The following is an 18914-nucleotide window of genomic DNA, read 5'->3' as shown; positions in this document are numbered from 1 at the left end:
ACAAGCAGTTATCTTCAAGCTATTGAATATCTTCCTGAAACAAGGAGGTGCTGTTTAAAATGCCTGTTTGGGCTTTTAATAATTGAATTAAATCTCTCTATTCCTTTTAATTCCGCGCACCAGACAGAGCGGCAGCTCGCTCAATAAAGATAATTGTTTTGAAAAAGCTATTGATAGGAATCCAATATTTCATCGAAGATTTCATCTATCCTTAAAATCATATTAATAAATTGGTCTTTTGATGGGTTTTGATAATCTTCCTTTAACCATTTGCTTAGGAGAGTCAGACAACCTTGTATATGATAACTGGTTAAGTATTCCCACTCGATTGGGTGAGCAGTTAATGATGATTCATGTTTACTGATTTTTAAATACTGTTCTTCTAATAGATGACAAACTTTATTCTGAAAACGTCTATTTCCTGTATCGCCTAACAACATTTGAAATAATAGTTTATTGTCTAAAACGTAATCAAGAAGAAGCGTGAAGAGAGATTTGTAATTATACTTTGGACTATTTTCTATTATCAAAACGATTTCATTTAAAACAGCTTCTTCCGTTTTCTCGTATAATTCAAATATATCTTGATAATGTGTATAAAAAGTTGCACGGTGGATATCAGCGAGTTCCGTTAATTCACGTACAGTTATCTGATGCAGTTCTTTTTCCATCAGCAATTGTGCAAGTGATTCTCTCAGAGATTTTTTTGTTTTTCTTACCCGTCTGTCATTCGAATTAATTTTCATAAAAACCTCCCAAATTATAATAACTAGACAAAAAAATAGCAATATGTCGTTTTCGCAACAGATTCCCATCGTATTGATTATAGTAAAAGCGATATAGTCTCATTATAATGAAATAGAGAGATAATACAATGAATGTCGTTTAAACAACTCGGGTAAACTCTGTCGGCAGATTGGAGGAAATATGGATATTAAAATTAGACAAATTGAGAAGAAAGACTTTAATAAAGCCAGGAAATTTGCAATTGATGGAATGAACTTATCTTGGTATACAAGCAATGATATAGAACTTTATATTTATAGCAACTATTTTTTGAATTTAGAAATGGCAAGAGCCACAAGGGCAATTGGAGCATATTCAGATAATGAGTTAGTCGGTGTATTATTAGTTGACATGAAGGGTAAACCAAAATTATTTACATCCCTGTGGAAAAAGTTCATGATGAATGTCACTCGTATATTAATTAATTTAGGATATAGAAATGCTTCAAGCACTTATGATAATGCAAACAGGGAAATGTTACGTGAATTTGAAAAGGAAAATCAGCCGGATGGCGAACTGAACTTTTTCGCGGTAGATCCGAATATAACAGGAAAAGGAATAGGTACATTATTATTAAATGAATTAGAACGATTGGAAAAAGGGAAACTCATTTATCTCTACTCAGATACAGGATCAACCTATCAGTTCTATTTACATAGAGACTTTGCTGAATCAGGCAGAAGAGAAACAAATCTTAAAATCCATAAAAAAGATTTGCCATTAACATGTTTTCTGTTTAGTAAAAGATTATAGTAATTAAAAGGGATAAAAAAATGATGAATTAAGGCCGGGTGCTTATCTTAAAGGAGGATAAGCACCCTTTCTTGTTGAATTTATTAAAGAGGCAAGAAGTTAAGTAGATGAACAGAGCTTCTATATTTTCATTTTGGAGGGAGCATAGTGTGGTGGGGGGACGCCTATTTTGATTGCCATTTGTTCAATCATAATGAGCATTTATGTTTTCAAGGTGACTAAGAAAAAATATTTACGGTCTTCTCTTACATTATCAGGCAAAAGCCTTTTAGGAGGTTGGCTGCTTGCGATAAACATTAATTTTATAATGGGTTTAATTTTATTCACTATCTCATTACTCATTTTAATATATGAATTCTATAACGATAAGAAAGCCAATTAAACAAATGTGTGAGAATATATTTAAAGTAATCGGCGCTCCAGTGCAAGCGTATTGTTTAACTGGTATAAATGGAAAGGGGAAGACATCATGGGACAGGGGAAAAGGAAAAAGGAATTGCTTTTTAATAATTTACCTTCTTTATTGAAGGATATGGAAGAGAAAGAATGGGTTATTGATTCTTTTCCGTTTAATTATAAAGGAGAAAAATATATCGTAATTTTGACTTTATACAATGAAAGGGAGAGAAAGCCGAGTGCATACGCTAAGGCGAAAGTAGAATTTATATCATGGAATAATATAAAAAAGTCAATTAAGGGTTACATCGACTTCTACAATGTTCATTTTAACAGTGCCGGGGAGTTTTGTGCTTTTTTTGATGTTGAAAGAGGACATGCAAATAGAGATTTATTTAGAGATTTCTCACAAATTTTTTCTGGATTTATCCCTAAAGCAAAAGTGATAGAGAAAAGCCTTGAAATTGAAAGGCTTTTAATTGGAAGCCGGGCAGAGCGAAATAACTCCAATGCCATATACTGCTATGATGTGCGGCGCAATGGAAGAAAAGAAGATGGTTCACCTAATAACCGCAGCATTGAGAATAGCAATAAGGCACAAACATTACGTCCCGAACTGTATGCAAGATATTCCAATGACAAAAATTTGAGCTTCTTCTTTTCTGAGGCAAAAGAGGATGCAAAAAGTGATGATGAAATTATAAAGGAATTTTCAAAACGTTAATCCTTACTATCTAATCAAAAATAGCCCCCCTTGATTCCAGGCTAAAGGGCAGGTTAACTGAAAATGGCCTTAATAAAAACGGGTACAAATTCATATGCGAATTCGTACCCGTCTTGTTTTATTTTACTAGTGTTTAGAGATTTGAAGAGACAATCCAGATTTAGCATTTTTTTTTCAAAAACTTAACTGTTTACCAGGCGCTTCTTTCTGTAATTGACGAATAGCCATAAACCAATCCCGGCTATTATAAGGGCAAGCCCTATTAACAGTGCATTAAACATATTGGTTGCAGTGCCAGGTAATTTGTTTTGGTTAATGTCACGCTGACTTGTCGTACGTTCAATGACTTTATCATTGTTTTGATTGTTATTTAGATTTGTTGGCGTCAATTGTTTTTGACTGTTTTTCTGATTCGCTATTCCAGGTTGCTGCCTGCCATCGTCGTTATCCTGGATTTTGTCTATTGTATTGTCGGTATCATTAGTTGGAGGATTTGGATTCTGGTCTGTGCCATTATCCGCTTCTTCCTGTTCTTCGTCGTCATCTGGAATGACAACTTCAGCCTCCGTTGTAGCGAAATTCCAAATATCCGAACGTGTGGAACCGCCATAGCTGTCTTCGGCAACAACATACCAGAAATACTCCTTCTCCGGGTTTAGGCCATCCCAAGTAACTGTGGCTGTTTCTCCACTTGGAACATTGTTGACAAGCCCAATCTCATGATTAGCGTACACATTAACCTCTACATAATCGGTTGCGACCCTTTTCAGTTGCGGCTCAAGGTCCCAATCGATTGTAAATTCATCTTTTCCAGGAAAATCTTCTGGATCATAGAAATTATAATTATCCAGATAAGGTGAATAGGTTTGGACATCAACTGTATTGTCTTCCATATTAAAGTTCAGAATACGGAGATAGCCTTGTCCTCCCTCTGGTCCGGCTTGATAATCAGCAAGCATCTGGTATACCGTGCGATCTGGTGCCCCATCTCCATTATCATCAATTTCGTCGATATATGTTTGTGCATTATGGTAGTGACCAGAAAGTACTGCTTTCACATTTTCATTTGGGACAACTACTTCCTCGAAGAGCTCTTCACCAATCGGGCTTCTCATTCCAGTAGCAAGCAGATACTCATGGAAATTTAGAATTGCTGTATGATTCGGATGTGCAGCAAGAACCTCATTTACCCAATCAATGCCTGCCTGATCAACACCCCAGCCCATGTAGACCATAATGAAATCAATGCCATTTACGGAAATAAGGTCATAGTGTCCGCGGTTATTTTCATACGAACCGCCGTAATGCGACTGATCCTGATAGCGATTCGCTCCAAAATAGTTGTAATAATTTTCATAGTCAGCGGCTTTATCATTTACATCATGATTGCCGGCAAGCACCCCATTTGGAATGCCGGCGTCATCGAGCAGTCTCATATTTTTATCTGCGATTTCCCATTGTTCGAGATCATCATAAACATTGACTAGGTCTCCTGTATGGAAGACATATTCGATATTTAATTCTTCTTGATTTTCGACAATCCAGTTTACTTGATTTTCATAAATCCAAGGAAAGCTCTCAGAGTAATACTGGGTATCGGTGAACCAGACAAAGCTGAAATCCTCTCCAGGAGCTGCGATTTGGTCTTGAACGATGGCACTCACTTTTCCATCTTGAACATAATCTGCTCCTTGAACGGTGCCAATTAATTGAAAGCTGTCTGTACCAGCAATGATGGATGTCAATGCTTCCCAGTCTTGAATCGCATAGTTCCAAGCGTACATGGTTACTTTTCTGCCCTCCAGCGAAGAACCATTCCAAACAATTTCGATTTCATCTTCCAGGTTAACGTCCGCATCAAGTGTAATATCAAAGCGGTGATACGGGAATTCTGTTGTTGATTCGGTTAAAACTTCTTCTCCATCAACATGTGTGAGCTGCTCCAGCTCTGCATTTGTTAATGCAGTTTCTCCTTCAGGCTCAAAACTTTGAGGAGGTTCTGTTTCTGTGGCATGCTGTGAAATACGCACGTTTTCTGTATCCTCAGCTGTATACTGATATGCCTCATAAAAACCAACATCCATCACATCTCCCGTTGGATCGTTCACACGGACGGAGAGATTTGCACTGCTGCTGTCAGGGTCATTTGTTAGCCAATCTGGCCACAAAGGATGCTCCTCAACTGTAGTAAAGGTCAGGGCTTGAGTTGCCAGATTTCCCGCTTGGTCTGTTGCAGTAAATACTAGCTCATGCTCTCCAGGCTCCAGCAAAGCGGAAGAAGTCTCATGTGGCAGAGAAATAAAGCTGCCATCTAAAGTTGCTGTTGTTTCTGCAATCCCGTTTGTATCCTGAAATGCTGCATCAATCGTAAATGCACCCTTGTATTCTTCCTTGTCCTTTATGGATGGTTTGATTGTTGGAATCGTATTATCCGCAATCACATTTTCCGTCACTTCATTTTCACCTGATACTGCCTTTATTTCATGTACTCCGTCAGTAACTGTTGTCGTATCAAATAAGTAGGCAAGGGAGGCAAAATTTTCCTGTGCTAATGTAAATGTAAAATCAAAAACGGATTGTTTGCCGGCACTATCTCCAACAGCATAATTTGTGTTTGGATTGTCGTATGCTGGGTCATAAATAATCGTTCCATCTAATAATACAAGCCGCACATTCTTAATTGTAAAGTCATCACGGTTTTCAGTTGATGTCTCATCAAATGGACTTGCTTTATTTCCAGCACGAATGGAAATCACATTTTCGCCAGCCTGGAGTTTATCGGCCGAAATTGGCACTGTTAAGGTAACGAAGTTTGTGTAGGTATCATCAAAAACAGTTAGAATTTCATCGCCCATCGTGACTGCATTTTGGAAATAAATATTTGTTTCTGTAACGTCAAAGGCAAAGTATGCTTCATTCTCCATTGCCATAAAAGTATTTTCATTTTTTACAGCTTCGTTATCAATGAATAACTGCATGTCTTCCGTGTAAGTTTCTTCTGTTGCCTTTATTACTTTTTCTCCGGAAATTAATTCATTTTCTTTTACATTTAATCGAAAACCTGTTTCTTGGTTGGGATGTTCGATGGGAATAATTTGTGTTTCTGTCGTCGTTTGATTTCTCCCATCACTTGCAGCAAAATAATACTCCAGATTTTCTTGACCGATTAATTCCGGTTCATAGACGGTGTGCTGATAGGTGTCATTCGTCTTTTTTTCCAGGCTTATTTTATTGAAGTCCGCACTTTCGACGGTACGATAGTAAAGATAAACCGATTTGACTTCGATATTGTCTGTAATCGATGCTGAAATTTGGAATGGCGCTTCAGATGTAAGGGCATCCTTGTTCGTTGTATCCTCAATTACAGGAGCAGTCGCATCAGCTGCAAGGTTTACTTTTTCCGCTGGTACTTGTTCTTGCATTACACTGCCTGGTGTTGCATTCATTTCTCCGGCACTTATTTTTTCAGATGTTGTGCCGCCATCGGTTGGGAAACGATAGAAAATTCCCTTATCCGGATTTGTATCATCGACACCATTGACTTCATTATAGTAGGCATGAGAAAGTTCCCTGCCTGTTTTCGTTGCAATAACTAATCCGCGTTCTGCGCTATTTGCCATTCCATTATTAAAAATTTTAATCAAGTTTACATTTTCTGTCAGGTTTGTTCCAAAGTGGTTGTTAAAATCGGTATCTGTTAAGTTTGCGTTACTGCCATTAATCACCCAAAGCACAATTGTTTCTCCAGATGGAATGATGATATCCTCCTGGTCGAGTGGCGGACCCCATAACAAATCGTTTTCGGCACTCGTATTTGGGTAGCGATAACGAAGTGTATAATCGTTAAAATCGATGGCTTCTGTCGTGTTATTATAAATTTCAATGAATTCGTAGGCATCTGCTCCGTCGACATTTGCTGTATCTGGCACAACCTCTGTAATCAAAAGAGGAGGGACGTTTTGATATTCAATGTCTGCTTGCGGGATTTCAAATGTTTGTGTTTCAGATGTTGTCTGGCCTGCCTGATTGGAAGCAATAAAGTGATACTGTATTTGGCTGCTCCATATGTCATCAAGCGGAATGCTTGCAGTGTAAAACGTGCTGTCTTCACTTGATAATGTCACTGTCTCATATCCGAGGGCTTCACTTTGGCTGTAATATAAGTTAACACCGATAAGCGGCTGCTCGGATTCTACTTCAACTTGTATTTGAATGGCATCATCTGCAATTTCAGCTTTTGCTTGTTTCATTTCAGGAGCATCAGCGGTATCTGCCTCAACCTGAACAGGTTTATGAGGCACTTGCTCTGGATAAACCGTAAGTGGTGAAATGCTTTTTGCTGTGCCGACCTTCTGCATGGCCTTCCCTTCTGTCGGGAATTTGTACATAATCCCTCTGTCTACGTGTACATCGCTCGCACCATCATTATAAGTGGCTTCCGTAATTTCATTGTTAAAATCATCTGCGAGGATGAGTGTTCTTTCGCTGCCGTTCGCCATGCCATCATTTTCAATAATGGTTACGCGGTCTTCTGACAGGGTTAAGCCATACGCTTGATTAAAGTCTTCCAGTACAGCATCCCTATTTCCGCTGTTGTGAATCCAAACGATAAAACTTTCCTGTGGCTTAATTACTTTGTCTTCCGTTAAATCCCAGTTTTGATCAGGTGTGCTTGTTGGATAGCGATAGATTAACTTATAGTCTTTTATATTAATTGGCTGTGTACTATTATTATAGAGTTCGATAAATTCATAGGCATCTGCGCCATTCCTGTTTACTGTGTCAGGTGTAATCTCAGTAATGAGTATTCGTGGCACTGTTTGTGTATCATAATCAGGTGAAGGAATGCTTATTTCCATTGTGTCTGTTTTGGCTTCACCTGCAGCATTCTCTGCAGTGAAATAATAGTCAATCTGGTTGCTCCAAATAGATTGCAGTGGCAAGGTTAACGTATACCTGTTTTCTCCGCTTGCTTCCATTGGGATTGACTCAAATCCGATTGCATCACTCTGGCTGTAGAAAAGCTGTACACTTTGCATTTCATTCTCTGATTCTACAGCAATCTCTACCGTAATTGCTTCATCGGTAATAGAAATGTCAGGCTCACCTATCGTTGGGCTGGCGCTATCTTCTTCGACTATAACCGTTTCAGCCGGCACTTGACCAGGGATGATCTCTGCTGGAGTGCTTGTTTCGCTGATTCCAACTTTTTTCATTGCATTTCCTTCAGCAGGGTATTGATAGACAATCCCTTGATTTGGATTCACATCTTTTTCGGATTCGTTATAGGTTACTTTGGAAATCTCATTATGGTAATTATCACTAAGGACGATACTTCTTTCAGAGCTATTCGCCATGCCATCATTCTCAATAATTGTCACTTGGTTTTCCGTTACTGTTGTTCCATAATGGCTGTTAAAGTCATCAATGGTTAAATGGCTGTTACTCTTATTTTGAATCCAAACGATGAAGCTCTCTTGTGGAGCAACTTCTTTATCCTCTTTTAAATCCCAAGTTTGATCAGCTGTACTTGTTGGATATTGATAGATCAATTGATAATCTTCCATATTAATAGGCTGACTGCTATTGTTATAGATTTCGATAAATTCATAGGCATCAAGCCCGTCAATATCGTCTGTATCTGGTGCTAATTCTGTTATTAGCACCTGTGGCATTGTTTGTGCGTCCGGTGTATTTGAGAAGTTCACACTTGCTTTTATGTAGTCTGTTTCTTGGTGTGTTCCATTTTCAGCTTCCGCATGAATGGAATAGTAAAAATGTGGTGACCAAAAGTTCGTACTTGGAATTTCTGCGGTAAAGCTGTCTGTTCCTTCTTCCTTCGTGAAAGAAAGCTCCTGGATTTCCATTTTTTCTGCTGAACGGTAATATAATGTAACCACAGATGCATCAGGTACAGTTGCTTCAAGTGTTACATCCTGATTGCCGTTCATCTCTGTAATTGGGCTATGTTCAATAGTAAAGAAGTCTTGTATTTCTTCTGATTGCACCTTGTCAGGTGTTGTGCTATTTTTCTCTTCTGGGGATGTCTGGCCATTAGGATTATCTTCTTCATTTGCAGGCTGGGCAGCATCAGATGTTTCTTCTCGTTGTTGAGTTTCTGGGGGATTTGCTTTCACAACTTCTACTAGATAAGGTAAAGAAGTGAGCGTTTCGTCTTCTGTTTCCTCTTCGAACCAATACTCTAGCATTTCTGGTTGAATATCAGCTCCAGCTATCGTCGCAGTGAACAAGTTATCTGCTGACCGCTCCATTGGAACTTTTTCTGCAGTTTTTCCTTTTTTATAAACCAATGTAAGATTTGTGGCATTTTTAGCTGTTGCTTGTACGATGAAATCTTTGTTCTCTATTCGTTGTGAAGGACGCTCATGCTGCAGGTTCAGTGGATTGGATTGCTCTGTTTCTTTCTGTTTTTCTTCGATTTCTACTGTGTTTTTCTTTTGTACGTCATCTGCTGCATATACAGTTACCGGCTGGGCAGGAAAAATCGCTGTGCCTAGCATGATAATTGCCATGAAAGCAGACAGACAGGAACTGCTTCGTTTACTTCTTCTCTTCAACTTCATCCCTCCATATAATAGCTTTTACACATTTAGTATACGGTTCAGATATTAATTAGGGATGAAGGTTGTATGAAGAGAATGTAAAAGAAGGGGGGGAGAATCGAGGTTACTAAAGAAAAGGGGAGCAGCTTATGCTTCATGCTCCTTTGAAAACTCGCGCATCTGCAGTCTTCTTTCTTTTCTTGCTTGGGCATTCTGAAAGAGATTTTTTTCTTCGTTTGTTTCAGGGGTAACATCAGGTACTTCAGTTGGAATACCATCACGATCAACAGCAACCATTGTCAGAATAGCTGTAGTCGTCGTAGTTCTTTCCCCTGTTTCCAGATGCTGGCATTCCACTTTGACATAGACCTCCATCGAGGTTCTGCCTGTTGAAATGACGACCCCTTCTAAAATTAATATGTCGCCTACTTTAGCGGACGATAAGAAGTTCACCGTATCAATGGAAGCTGTGACGACGATTGTATTACTATGTTTCATTGCAGTAATCGCTGCAATTTCATCAATATGGGATAAAACAGTTCCGCCAAAAACAGTGCCCATATGATTTGTATCTGGTGGCAGTACCAGTTTGGTTTGGATTGTTTTGGATATACTTGCAGGTAGTTTTTCTTTCATCATGACTCTCCTTGTTAGTAAATTAGACTGCATGCCTTCAGGGACAGGGAGCGTTTTGAGGAAGCCAATTTTGACAACAAAAAAACCCAGCACTGTGGGCAAAGAAATAACGTGGTATGAACTGGAAGACAGCATGAATACACTGTTGCCAGTCGGAAAACCCTCGTTATATCCTCTCACATCCCGAAGAAGATAATACGCGATAACAATGGCAGGTCTCCTGACTTATGCTTCCTCCTACTTTAAATCCTTCCCATCCAGAGACAGTGGATCTGCTTATTTCGTCGGCATATACAGTTGCGGGAACAGTTCTGGACTTTCACCAGATTCCCTATTAAGTCTTGTTCAGACACCATGGTTATTGGTTGTTATCTGTATGCAGTTTTTTGAAAATATCCAGTCAATTTTTAAATAAAGCTGCCTGGATATTTTTCATCTGAATCTATTATACATGAGACAGGTCTTCTTTAAAACATACACTTGTTAGATAGTGCGTTAGAAGATAATTCTATTATTTAAATTAAAGTTATTAGAGAAATGAAACTTATTGTCAGATGGCTTTCGAGGAGTTAAACAGCCTGCCAATTATGCTACAATAAATCTATCAAACGTATTCTTTACAAAATGAAAAAACAATATCATACAGGAGGTGAAAACCTTGAGAAAGGTATTAGTAGTTGGAAGTTATGTAGTAGATTTAATGAGTCGCACACCACATATGCCAAGTCCAGGTGAAACGGTTTTAGGCGGTCCATTCCAAATGGGACCTGGCGGAAAAGGTGGAAATCAGGCAGTGGCGGCAGCGCGCTTGGGATATCAAGTGACCATGCTTACGAAGGTTGGGCATGATACATTTGGAGATGAAGCGTTCACTAATTTTAAAAATGAAAAAATAGATGCGAGCTATGTAAGCCGTCATCCAGAAGAAGCTACAGGAACGGCACTGATAGCAGTAGACGAGCAAAGTGAGAATATGATTATTGTTGCGCCGGGAGCTTGCGGAAAAATAACAAAAGAGGATGTGCTGCAAGCTCGCAAGGCTTTCGAAGAAGCGGATATTATCCTGACACAATTGGAAACATCACAGGAAGCTGTGGAAACAACGATTGAGCTTGCTCATGAACTGGGAAAACCACTTGTGTTAAACCCAGCTCCATTTCAGCCTGTCAGTACAGATCTGCTGAAAAAAGTTACATATATTACACCAAATGAAACAGAAGCTCGTTTATTAACTGGGATTCATGTTGTTGATGAAGACACAGCTCGGCAAGCAGCAAAGGTACTGATTGAAATGGGTGTGGACCATGTTGTAATTACATTAGGAAAAGCAGGCTGCTTCCTATTTGACGGGACAGATGAAGGAGTGCTTATTCCTTCCATTAAGGTTGATGTAGCAGATACCACAGGAGCAGGGGATGCGTTTAATGGCGCACTTGCCTCCTTTGTTGCGGATGGATATCGCTTAAAAGAAGCTGCAATCCGTGCAAATGCGGCAGCAGCATTAGCAGTCACAAAATGGGGTACTGCCCCAGCAATGCCATATAACCATGAATTAAAAGCGTTCTTGGGAGAAGGGTGAAAGAGGTTTCTTCGCCTGTGACTTTATCGTGATTCAGGTGCTACAAATAAATGTATAAATAGATCTCTGCAGGAGTGTATCCTAGCAGAGATTTTTTAATAGATTATTCAAATAGCTGTTTAGGGTGGGGGGCGGTTGAATAGGAATGTTGTCATCGCTTGTTTGAGATGATTTCTCGTAAAATCTGTCTAATAGAGAGGCAGTCATCGCCTGTTTGAGATGATTTCTCGTAAAATCTGTCTAATAGAGAGTTCGTCATCGCCTGTTTGAGATGATTTTTCGTTAAATCTGTCTAATAGAGAGGCAGTCATCGCCTGTTTGCAGTGACTTCACCTAATTTCTGTCTAATAGAAAGTTTGTCATCATCCATTTAAGATAACCTCCTCGGATTTCTGTCTAATAGAATCGTTATCACCATCCACCTAAGACAAACTCGACTTAGTATGAGCAGAAAGCTCCCTTTCAATATTTGTGCTTCAAACATAATTGAAACTCCAATTTAATTTTGTCAATATAAATTATAAAAATTCACAAATCAGAAACAAATGTTTGACAAACATGTGAACGCGGTAAATAATATAATGTAAGGGAGGTCGTTTCAGATGAAAACACATGCAACTATATTACGGGCAGTAAAGTATATTTGCGGTACACTGGTTTTACTTGGGATAGCCATTTTTGCATTCGGAGTTTATGTGGGTGATTACCAGGGGATTGTTGGTATTGGCATAGGTTCCGTGATGAGTGCGGCGTTTATTTGGATTATGGGTGTATTCCTTGTAGCGACAGAAGAAATGATCAGCAAGGGGAAGAAAAGTATATCATAATACATTATAAAAAAAGCGAGTGGCATATGCCGCTCGCTTTTGTGTTATTACATCATATCCCATACCATTGCGAGCAATGATCCGAAAATCGTTACTAACGCAATGAGGGCACTGTAGTATAAGGTTGTATAGATTGTTCGTTTATCTTCACTCTCACCTGCATGCATGAACAAGACGAATTGTACAATTGCTTGAATAAAAGCAGTTATTAGCAAAATGGTCATGCCTACTTTAAATGACATATCCATGAAGTAAACGCTAAGCGCTACAACAGTAAGCAGCAAAGAGAAAATGAAGCCATTGACCTGCTTTATCGGAAATAATTCCTTCATGTTACATCATTCCTTTCAAGTAGATGAAGCTGAAAATGAAAATCCACATAACATCAAGGAAATGCCAGTATAGAGAATAAATAAATGTCTTATTGGCAGTTTCTAATGTTAAGCCGCGCTTTTTAATTTGCAGGAAGATTGCAATCCCCCAGAACAAACCAAAGGTAACGTGCGCACCGTGTGTTCCAAGTGTTGTTAATAGAATTCCAGTGAAGCCGCTTGTTTGCAGTGTTGCTCCAACATGGTAATAATGAATAAATTCATAGATTTCAACACCAAGGAATGTTGCTCCAAGTACTAATGTTATAGCTAAGAACCATAGGGTTGCTTTTGTGCGTTTTAAACGCATCGCATTGATTGCAAGCCCGATGGTGAAGCTGCTTGTTAATAGTACAAATGTCTCAATCAAGACAGGTGTTATTTCGAATATCTCTGCACCGCTTGGTCCGTTTCCAATTCCATTTTCATAAATGAAATAAGAAGTGAAAAGTGTTGCAAAAAGCATGATTTCGGCACCCAGGAAAATCCAGAAGCCTAGTATATTCATTTCATTTTTGTGTGTTCCATATTCAAGAGGTTTCGTTTGGTCGATTTTCACTTCGAGTCACCTCCAAATTTCTCTTCCGTCTCTCTAACTTCTTTCTCAGAAATATAGCGTCCTTGGTCGTTTTCAAACGAGCTGTACATCATGCATGCGAAGAAAGCAATCGCTGAAACGATAACAGCCGGCCAAATGCTGAATACAAATGAGAAGCCGAATACGAACAGGATACCAGCCATTATAATTGGTATTCCACTATTATTTGGCATATGGATTTTTCCGATATTGCCTTTAAATAGCTGATGTTTCTTCTTCTTATGATCCCAGAATGCTTGGCTTGAATTAACCTCAGGGGCAATAGCAAAGTTGTATTCCGGTACTGGGTTATGTGTAGCCCATTCCAGTGAACGGCCATTCCATGGATCGTCTCCAACATTTCTTGGTGAATTCTTAAAGCTGTAGAAGATGTTGTACGCGATCAGGATAAAGGCGATTGCCATTATTCCAGCTCCGACGAACGAAAGCATGTTCATTAGACCGAATCCAGTTGATTCTGAGTATGTGTACATACGACGAGCTTGCCCGTCTAATCCAGTGATGTACATTGGGAAGAAAGCTAAAACGAAACCGACAACGTTAAACCAGAACGCCCATTTACCAATTCTTTCGTTAAGCTTAAAGCCAAACATTTTTGGCCACCAATACGTAAGTCCAGCCAGCATTGCATAGACAACACCAGGAATAATCGTATTGTGGAAGTGAGCGACTAAGAACATTGTATTATGGTACTGATAGTCAGCACTTGCCATTGCCAGCATGACACCAGTTACTCCTCCAACTGTGAATAGCGGGATAAATGCTACAGAATAAAGCATTGGCACGGTAAAGGTGATTTTCCCTTTCCACATGGTCAGGAGCCAGTTAAATATTTTAATCCCGGTTGGTATGGCAATTGCCATCGTTGTAATGGAGAAGATACTATTTGTTAATGCACCCTGTCCCATTGTAAAGAAGTGGTGTACCCATACAAAGAAGGAAAGCAGGGAAATAAGCACCATGGAACCAACCATTGATTTATAACCATATAAGTTACGTTGTGAGAACGTTGAAATAATCTCACTGTAAATACCGAATGCCGGCAGGATTAAAATATAAACCTCCGGATGTCCCCAAACCCAGAACAGGTTGGCCCAATACATATCCATTCCGCCATTACCTGTGGCAAAGAATGTTGTACCGAATTGACGGTCGAGTGTACCCATTAAAAGAGCGACTGTCAATACAGGGAAAGCAAACACGATAATTACGTTTGTGATAAGAGCTGACCATGTAAACATAGGCATTTTCATTAGTTTCATGCCGGGAGCTCTCATCTTGAAAATTGTTACGATAAAGTTAATACCTGTCATCAATGTACCTAGTCCAGAAATCTGCAGTGCCCACATATAATAGTTAACACCGACAGAAGGGCTGAACTCATTCCCGGCTAGCGGGAAGTAATTTGTCCATCCAGCATCTGGAGAACCTCCAATGACGAAAGAAATGTTAAACAGCATTGCCCCTGCGAAGAACATCCAGAAGCTAAGTGCGTTCAGTCTTGGGAATGCAACGTCACGCGCACCGATTTGCAGTGGGATGACATAGTTCATTAATCCGATAACAAACGGCATTGCCATAAACATAATCATAACAACCCCGTGAGTTGTAAAAACTTCATTATAATGCTGTGCGTTCAAAAACTCCATTTCAGGACTGGAAAGCTGTAAACGCATCATGACAGCATCGGCGCCACCACGGAACAGCATTAACAAAGCTGAAATTAAATACATAATTCCGATTCGTTTATGGTCCGTTGTTGTTAACCATTCATTCCATAAATAGCCCCATTTTTTAAAGTAAGTCAGACCAGCAACGATTGCGATAGACACAAGAACAATTGCTACCATGGATGCATAGATCATTGGATCTGGGTTGGGCAGGGCGAATCTCTCAAAAAATTCCATGTTTGATTACTCCTTTCGAGTAGTTTTCGTGCATCAATAAGTTATTTAGCGATTTGACGATTGTGTACATATTAATGATGGTCATGTTCAGAAGCTTCTTCATCACCATGATCATCGTGCTGTTCGTGTTCATCTGTTTCATCTTGACTATGCTCATCATGTTCATGTGCTTCATGTTCAGCATCATCAGAAGAACCATGATTATGACCAGAATGTTCACCCTCAGGTGCTGGCGCGAATTCTAAATGTGTACCATTAAAAGTTAATTGACCAAGATGGCCAGGTTCTAATAACTCGTTGAATTTCTCCTCTGTCAATGGTTCTGCTTTTGCTTTAATGTCTTCAACCCATGAGTCGAATTCACTTTGCGGCATTGCCATTGCATTAAATGTATTCTCTGCAAAGCCTTCACCACTGAAGTTTGCATTTCTTCCCATAAATTCGCCAGGTGCATCAGCAGCCAGATTGATAGTTGTTACCATGTCTGCCATTGCATATTTTTGTCCGGCAAGCTGTGGAATCCAAAAGCTTGTAATTGGTCCATAGGAGTACAGCCTAAATTCAATTGGACGATCAGCAGGGAAGAACACATAGTTGACCGTTTCAATGTCTTGCTCTGGGTAGCTGAAATGCCACTTCCAGTTTGATGAAGAAGCATAGATTACAAGCGGCTCTTCATCTTCGTATCCTTCTGGGACAGTTTCAACTTGATATGTCGAAACAACTGATACGACTGATAAAAAGATAACGATTAAAATAGGTATACCAATAATGATGCCTTCAACGACAGGATGTCCCTCAATATGAGGTGGCTCATAATCATCCGGCTGTTTGGATGCACGATATTTTGCAAGCATAATGACAAGCAAAACAAGTACAACAATTACAACAAACGACATTGTAATAATGGAAATCCATATAACATTAGAGGTTGTTTCTGCCTGAGGTCCTTTTGGATCCAGAACAAGTAAAGGCTCACAACCTGTTAGCACTGTGAGAATAGTGAAAATTAATGTCAAAAAGGTCCACTTTAATTTCATTGCAAATACCCCTTTCTATAAAAATATCTATTTTTTTGCGTCAGTAAAAAAAGGTAACACAAACATCTTTATATAATAGTCCTGTCAAGGCAATAAAACATTAGTTTGAGAAACTTTTCACAAAGTGTTCACTAATTTTTGTCCATTTGGTGTATATAGTCGTAATTTTTGAACCGTTATTGATTATACGAAATATTTATCTTTTTGGGCTATCTGTCCTGGAGTTGGAAGGAGGCCTGATTTAATAAGGGAAATTGGCTTTAAACCGGGAATCGTGGATTGGAAATAGAAGGGAATCTTTCAGCATTTTTAATGGAAGCGTGATGTTTAATTCAGAAGAATCGATATGTAATATGTTTCTTGGACATCTTCATTTTAAGTAAATTAATTTAATTAAATTAGATATGTTATAATATAACTATGAATAAATAGATGGAGGACCTGGGATGAAACGTGGTACTTTTCAGTTGATGAAGTCAGTAAATAAATCAATTATTTTAAATAAAATTAGAACGAGTGAACCGATCTCCCGTGCTCAAATTGCCAAGGAAACGGAACTGACACCACCCACCGTCAGCAGTATTGTAAAAGAACTCATTGAACAGGATATTGTTGCAGAAAGTGATCTTGGGAAGTCACAGGGCGGACGGAAGCCAACAATGCTGTCCATTAATAAAAATGGTTTTTATGTTATTGGGGTAGATGCTGGGCCTAAATCAGTTGAATGCATCCTTAGCAATTTATCCGGTCAGATTAAAAACCGTGTATCTATTACAATCGAATCATCATTAACGAATGAATCTTTTCTGACATTATTAAAGGAAAGCATTGGGGATATCCTGAAGAGAGTAGATGATTTAGAGAAAGTGGCAGGCATTGGTGTGGCGATGCATGGGGTGGTTGATGTCGAGTCAGGAACTTCCCTGTTTGCACCGATTTTGCAGTTGAGAAATATCCCGATAAAGGAAGAGCTTGAGCGTGCATTTGATTTAGTTGTCAAAGTGGAAAACGATGCGAGAGCGATGGCATTGGGGGAATCATGGTTTGGAAATCATGGAAACCCGCCAAGTATGGTTGCGGTTAATCTTGGATCGGGTGTTGGAGCCGGAGTGGTCCTTGATGGAAAACTCTATCATGGTTCGAAGGATTTGGCTGGTGAAGTAGGTCATATGACGATTGATATGAATGGTGAGCGCTGTGAATGTGGAAGCCGCGGCTGTTTACAAACATTTGTTTCGGCCCCGTCGATTGTGCGGCATGCGAATAAAAAAATGCCAGAGAAAAATATCCATTCCAGCAGGCAATTATATCAGCTCGCCCTTCAAGGGGATAAAGATTGCATCCAAATGCTCGAGGAAACAGGTTCAATCATTGGGATTGGTTTAACAAATTTAGTTCATGTCATTAACCCAGAAATTATCATAGTGGGCGGCGGTGTATCGAAAGCGGAGAAATTCATTATGCCACCTATCGAAAAAATGATTCAGGAAAGTGGTTTGACACAGGAAGCACGAGAAACAAAAGTAGTCACGACAAGTCTTGGAGATGATGCGACCTCTCTTGGGGCTGTTTCTCTCTTGCTTGTCGAGCTGTTTAATCCGGTCTAAGATCCTGCATGTTCCGGGTTCAAGCGTCCGCAGCCTCCTGAAAGACAGAAAAGGAAGTCATCCTCTAGACAGGCGGATGACTTCCTTTTTTCCTATTTGCTATGAAATGTAAAACAAGTTTGTTTTTTATAAGTATCATTGGCTCCCAATATAATAGAAGGGAGCTGATGATATTTTAATGAAGCAGGGGATGCTTGGGTTTCAAAACATACACCTGCATGTTTACGGGAATTTCCATCAGATAATTGTAAAGCTTTATCTAGACTATTTGATGTATACATGACGACACCTGGCTGATTCGTGGTAATATCGAGCATTCTGCCGCTGGTCGGTTCGCTGATCGAAATATGTGGCACCTCGTTCTCGTTAAAGAGAAAGTAATGGTCATATCCGCCGCCAGCAATTGTATTCTGTTGATGAGAGGAGTGCATCCCCGCTGCTAGTCTATTTCCCTCACGAAAATCAAACGGTGTGCCGGCAACATCCAAGCAATTCCCAGTAGGGATTAATGCTTCATCTAATTCTAGAAACTGCTCACTATTCATGGATACCTGATGATTTTCAATCGTATCCTTTAAATTGCCTGTCAGGTTAAAGTACGTATGATTGGTTAATGTAAGGATTGTTTTCTCTGTCGTTGTTGCTTCATAATCCAGGAGCAGTTCATTTTTATTATTTAATGTATAGGTTACAGTGACATCTGCTCTCCCAGGATATCCCCCTGCATCATCCGAACCTGTATGGGAAAGTTTCACACCAGCTTCATCGTCATTTTGAAAAGACATGGCATCCCAAATGACCTGATGAAAAGCCGATTCGCCTCCATGGAGATGATGGTTTCCTTCATTTGTTTTCAGCTGATACGTCTTTCCATCTAACTCAAAGGATGCATTTTCAATACGGCCAGCAACCCGGCCGATAATTGCCCCGAAATAATTGGAATCCTGCTCATAGTCTTCAAAATTTTGGTAGCCAAGCACAATGTTTTCAAGCTTGCCCTCACGATCTGGGACAACTAGCTTGGTAAGGATGCCGCCATAATTAAGCAGACTGACCTGGATGCCATTATCGTTTGTGAGTGTATATTCTATCCATTTATTTAAGACTTCTTTTTCTGTTATCTCCAT

Annotated in this window: 13 protein-coding genes and 1 riboswitch; of the genes, 5 read left to right on the top strand and 8 right to left on the bottom strand. The window is 39.4% G+C overall.

Annotation, left to right across the window (positions count from 1 at the left end; all coding sequences use genetic code 11):
* Window positions 1–167: 167 nt before the first annotated feature.
* Window positions 168–746 (bottom strand): TetR/AcrR family transcriptional regulator, encoded by a 579-nt coding sequence (locus tag NST93_RS11340; RefSeq protein ID WP_405097072.1) that lies wholly within the window; start codon window positions 744–746, stop codon window positions 168–170.
* A gap of 181 nt (window positions 747–927) precedes the next feature.
* Between NST93_RS11340 and NST93_RS11335 the strand changes: the two genes are divergently transcribed.
* Both NST93_RS11335 and NST93_RS11330 read left to right on the top strand, forming a co-directional pair.
* Window positions 928–1539, top strand: a complete 612-nt coding sequence (locus NST93_RS11335; RefSeq protein WP_405097070.1) for a GNAT family N-acetyltransferase — start codon at window positions 928–930, stop codon at window positions 1537–1539.
* Between the two features lie 469 nt (window positions 1540–2008).
* Entirely contained in the window at window positions 2009–2659 is a 651-nt protein-coding gene (locus NST93_RS11330) for a DUF6037 family protein (RefSeq protein ID WP_405097068.1), read from the top strand.
* 182 nt (window positions 2660–2841) lie between these two features.
* Here the strand turns inward: NST93_RS11330 and NST93_RS11325 are convergent, their stop codons facing one another.
* Both NST93_RS11325 and NST93_RS11320 read right to left on the bottom strand, forming a co-directional pair.
* Window positions 2842–9237: a lamin tail domain-containing protein gene (locus NST93_RS11325; protein ID WP_405097066.1), complete on the bottom strand. Its 6396-nt coding sequence runs from the start codon at window positions 9235–9237 to the stop codon at window positions 2842–2844.
* 132 nt (window positions 9238–9369) lie between these two features.
* Window positions 9370–9858 (bottom strand): acyl-CoA thioesterase, encoded by a 489-nt coding sequence (locus NST93_RS11320; RefSeq protein ID WP_405097064.1) that lies wholly within the window; start codon window positions 9856–9858, stop codon window positions 9370–9372.
* A 192-nt stretch (window positions 9859–10050) separates the two neighbouring features.
* A riboswitch (cobalamin riboswitch) is annotated at window positions 10051–10230 on the bottom strand.
* A 286-nt stretch (window positions 10231–10516) separates the two neighbouring features.
* On the opposite strand from NST93_RS11320, the gene rbsK reads away from it, so the two are divergent.
* A complete protein-coding gene (gene rbsK / locus NST93_RS11315; protein WP_405097062.1) occupies window positions 10517–11437 on the top strand; it encodes a ribokinase in 921 nt (306 codons plus the stop codon).
* 602 nt (window positions 11438–12039) lie between these two features.
* The gene (locus NST93_RS11310; protein WP_405097060.1) at window positions 12040–12264 is read left to right on the top strand and encodes a hypothetical protein; all 225 of its coding nucleotides are present in this window, start codon (window positions 12040–12042) and stop codon (window positions 12262–12264) included.
* 47 nt (window positions 12265–12311) lie between these two features.
* Here NST93_RS11310 and qoxD read toward each other — a convergent pair whose 3' ends face one another.
* From qoxD to qoxA, 4 genes are all read right to left on the bottom strand, one after another.
* On the bottom strand, window positions 12312–12596 hold the full coding sequence (qoxD, locus tag NST93_RS11305; protein WP_405097058.1) for a cytochrome aa3 quinol oxidase subunit IV: 285 nt from the start codon (window positions 12594–12596) through the stop codon (window positions 12312–12314).
* 1 nt (window position 12597) lies between these two features.
* Window positions 12598–13194 (bottom strand): cytochrome (ubi)quinol oxidase subunit III, encoded by a 597-nt coding sequence (locus NST93_RS11300; RefSeq protein WP_405097056.1) that lies wholly within the window; start codon window positions 13192–13194, stop codon window positions 12598–12600.
* Window positions 13191–15140, bottom strand: a complete 1950-nt coding sequence (gene qoxB, locus NST93_RS11295; RefSeq protein ID WP_405097054.1) for a cytochrome aa3 quinol oxidase subunit I — start codon at window positions 15138–15140, stop codon at window positions 13191–13193. Before qoxB ends, NST93_RS11300 begins: the two co-directional genes overlap by 4 nt.
* A gap of 71 nt (window positions 15141–15211) precedes the next feature.
* Window positions 15212–16180: a cytochrome aa3 quinol oxidase subunit II gene (gene qoxA / locus NST93_RS11290; protein WP_405097052.1), complete on the bottom strand. Its 969-nt coding sequence runs from the start codon at window positions 16178–16180 to the stop codon at window positions 15212–15214.
* 446 nt (window positions 16181–16626) lie between these two features.
* Here qoxA and NST93_RS11285 point away from each other — a divergent pair, with 446 nt between their 5' ends.
* Complete coding sequence (locus tag NST93_RS11285) at window positions 16627–17787, top strand: ROK family protein (protein WP_405097050.1); 1161 nt, start codon at window positions 16627–16629, stop codon at window positions 17785–17787.
* Window positions 17788–17879: 92 nt separating this feature from the next.
* On the opposite strand, the gene NST93_RS11280 is transcribed toward NST93_RS11285, so the two are convergent.
* Window positions 17880–18914, bottom strand: coding sequence for an aldose epimerase family protein (locus tag NST93_RS11280; RefSeq protein ID WP_405097048.1), 1035 nt, complete (start codon window positions 18912–18914; stop codon window positions 17880–17882).

It is taken from the genome of Oceanobacillus sp. FSL H7-0719, from assembly GCF_045040795.1.
Classification (GTDB): Bacteria; Bacillota; Bacilli; order Bacillales; family Amphibacillaceae; genus Oceanobacillus.
The sequence above is the reverse complement of the archived record's forward strand: the minus strand, read 5'-3'. Positions and strand labels throughout refer to the sequence as shown.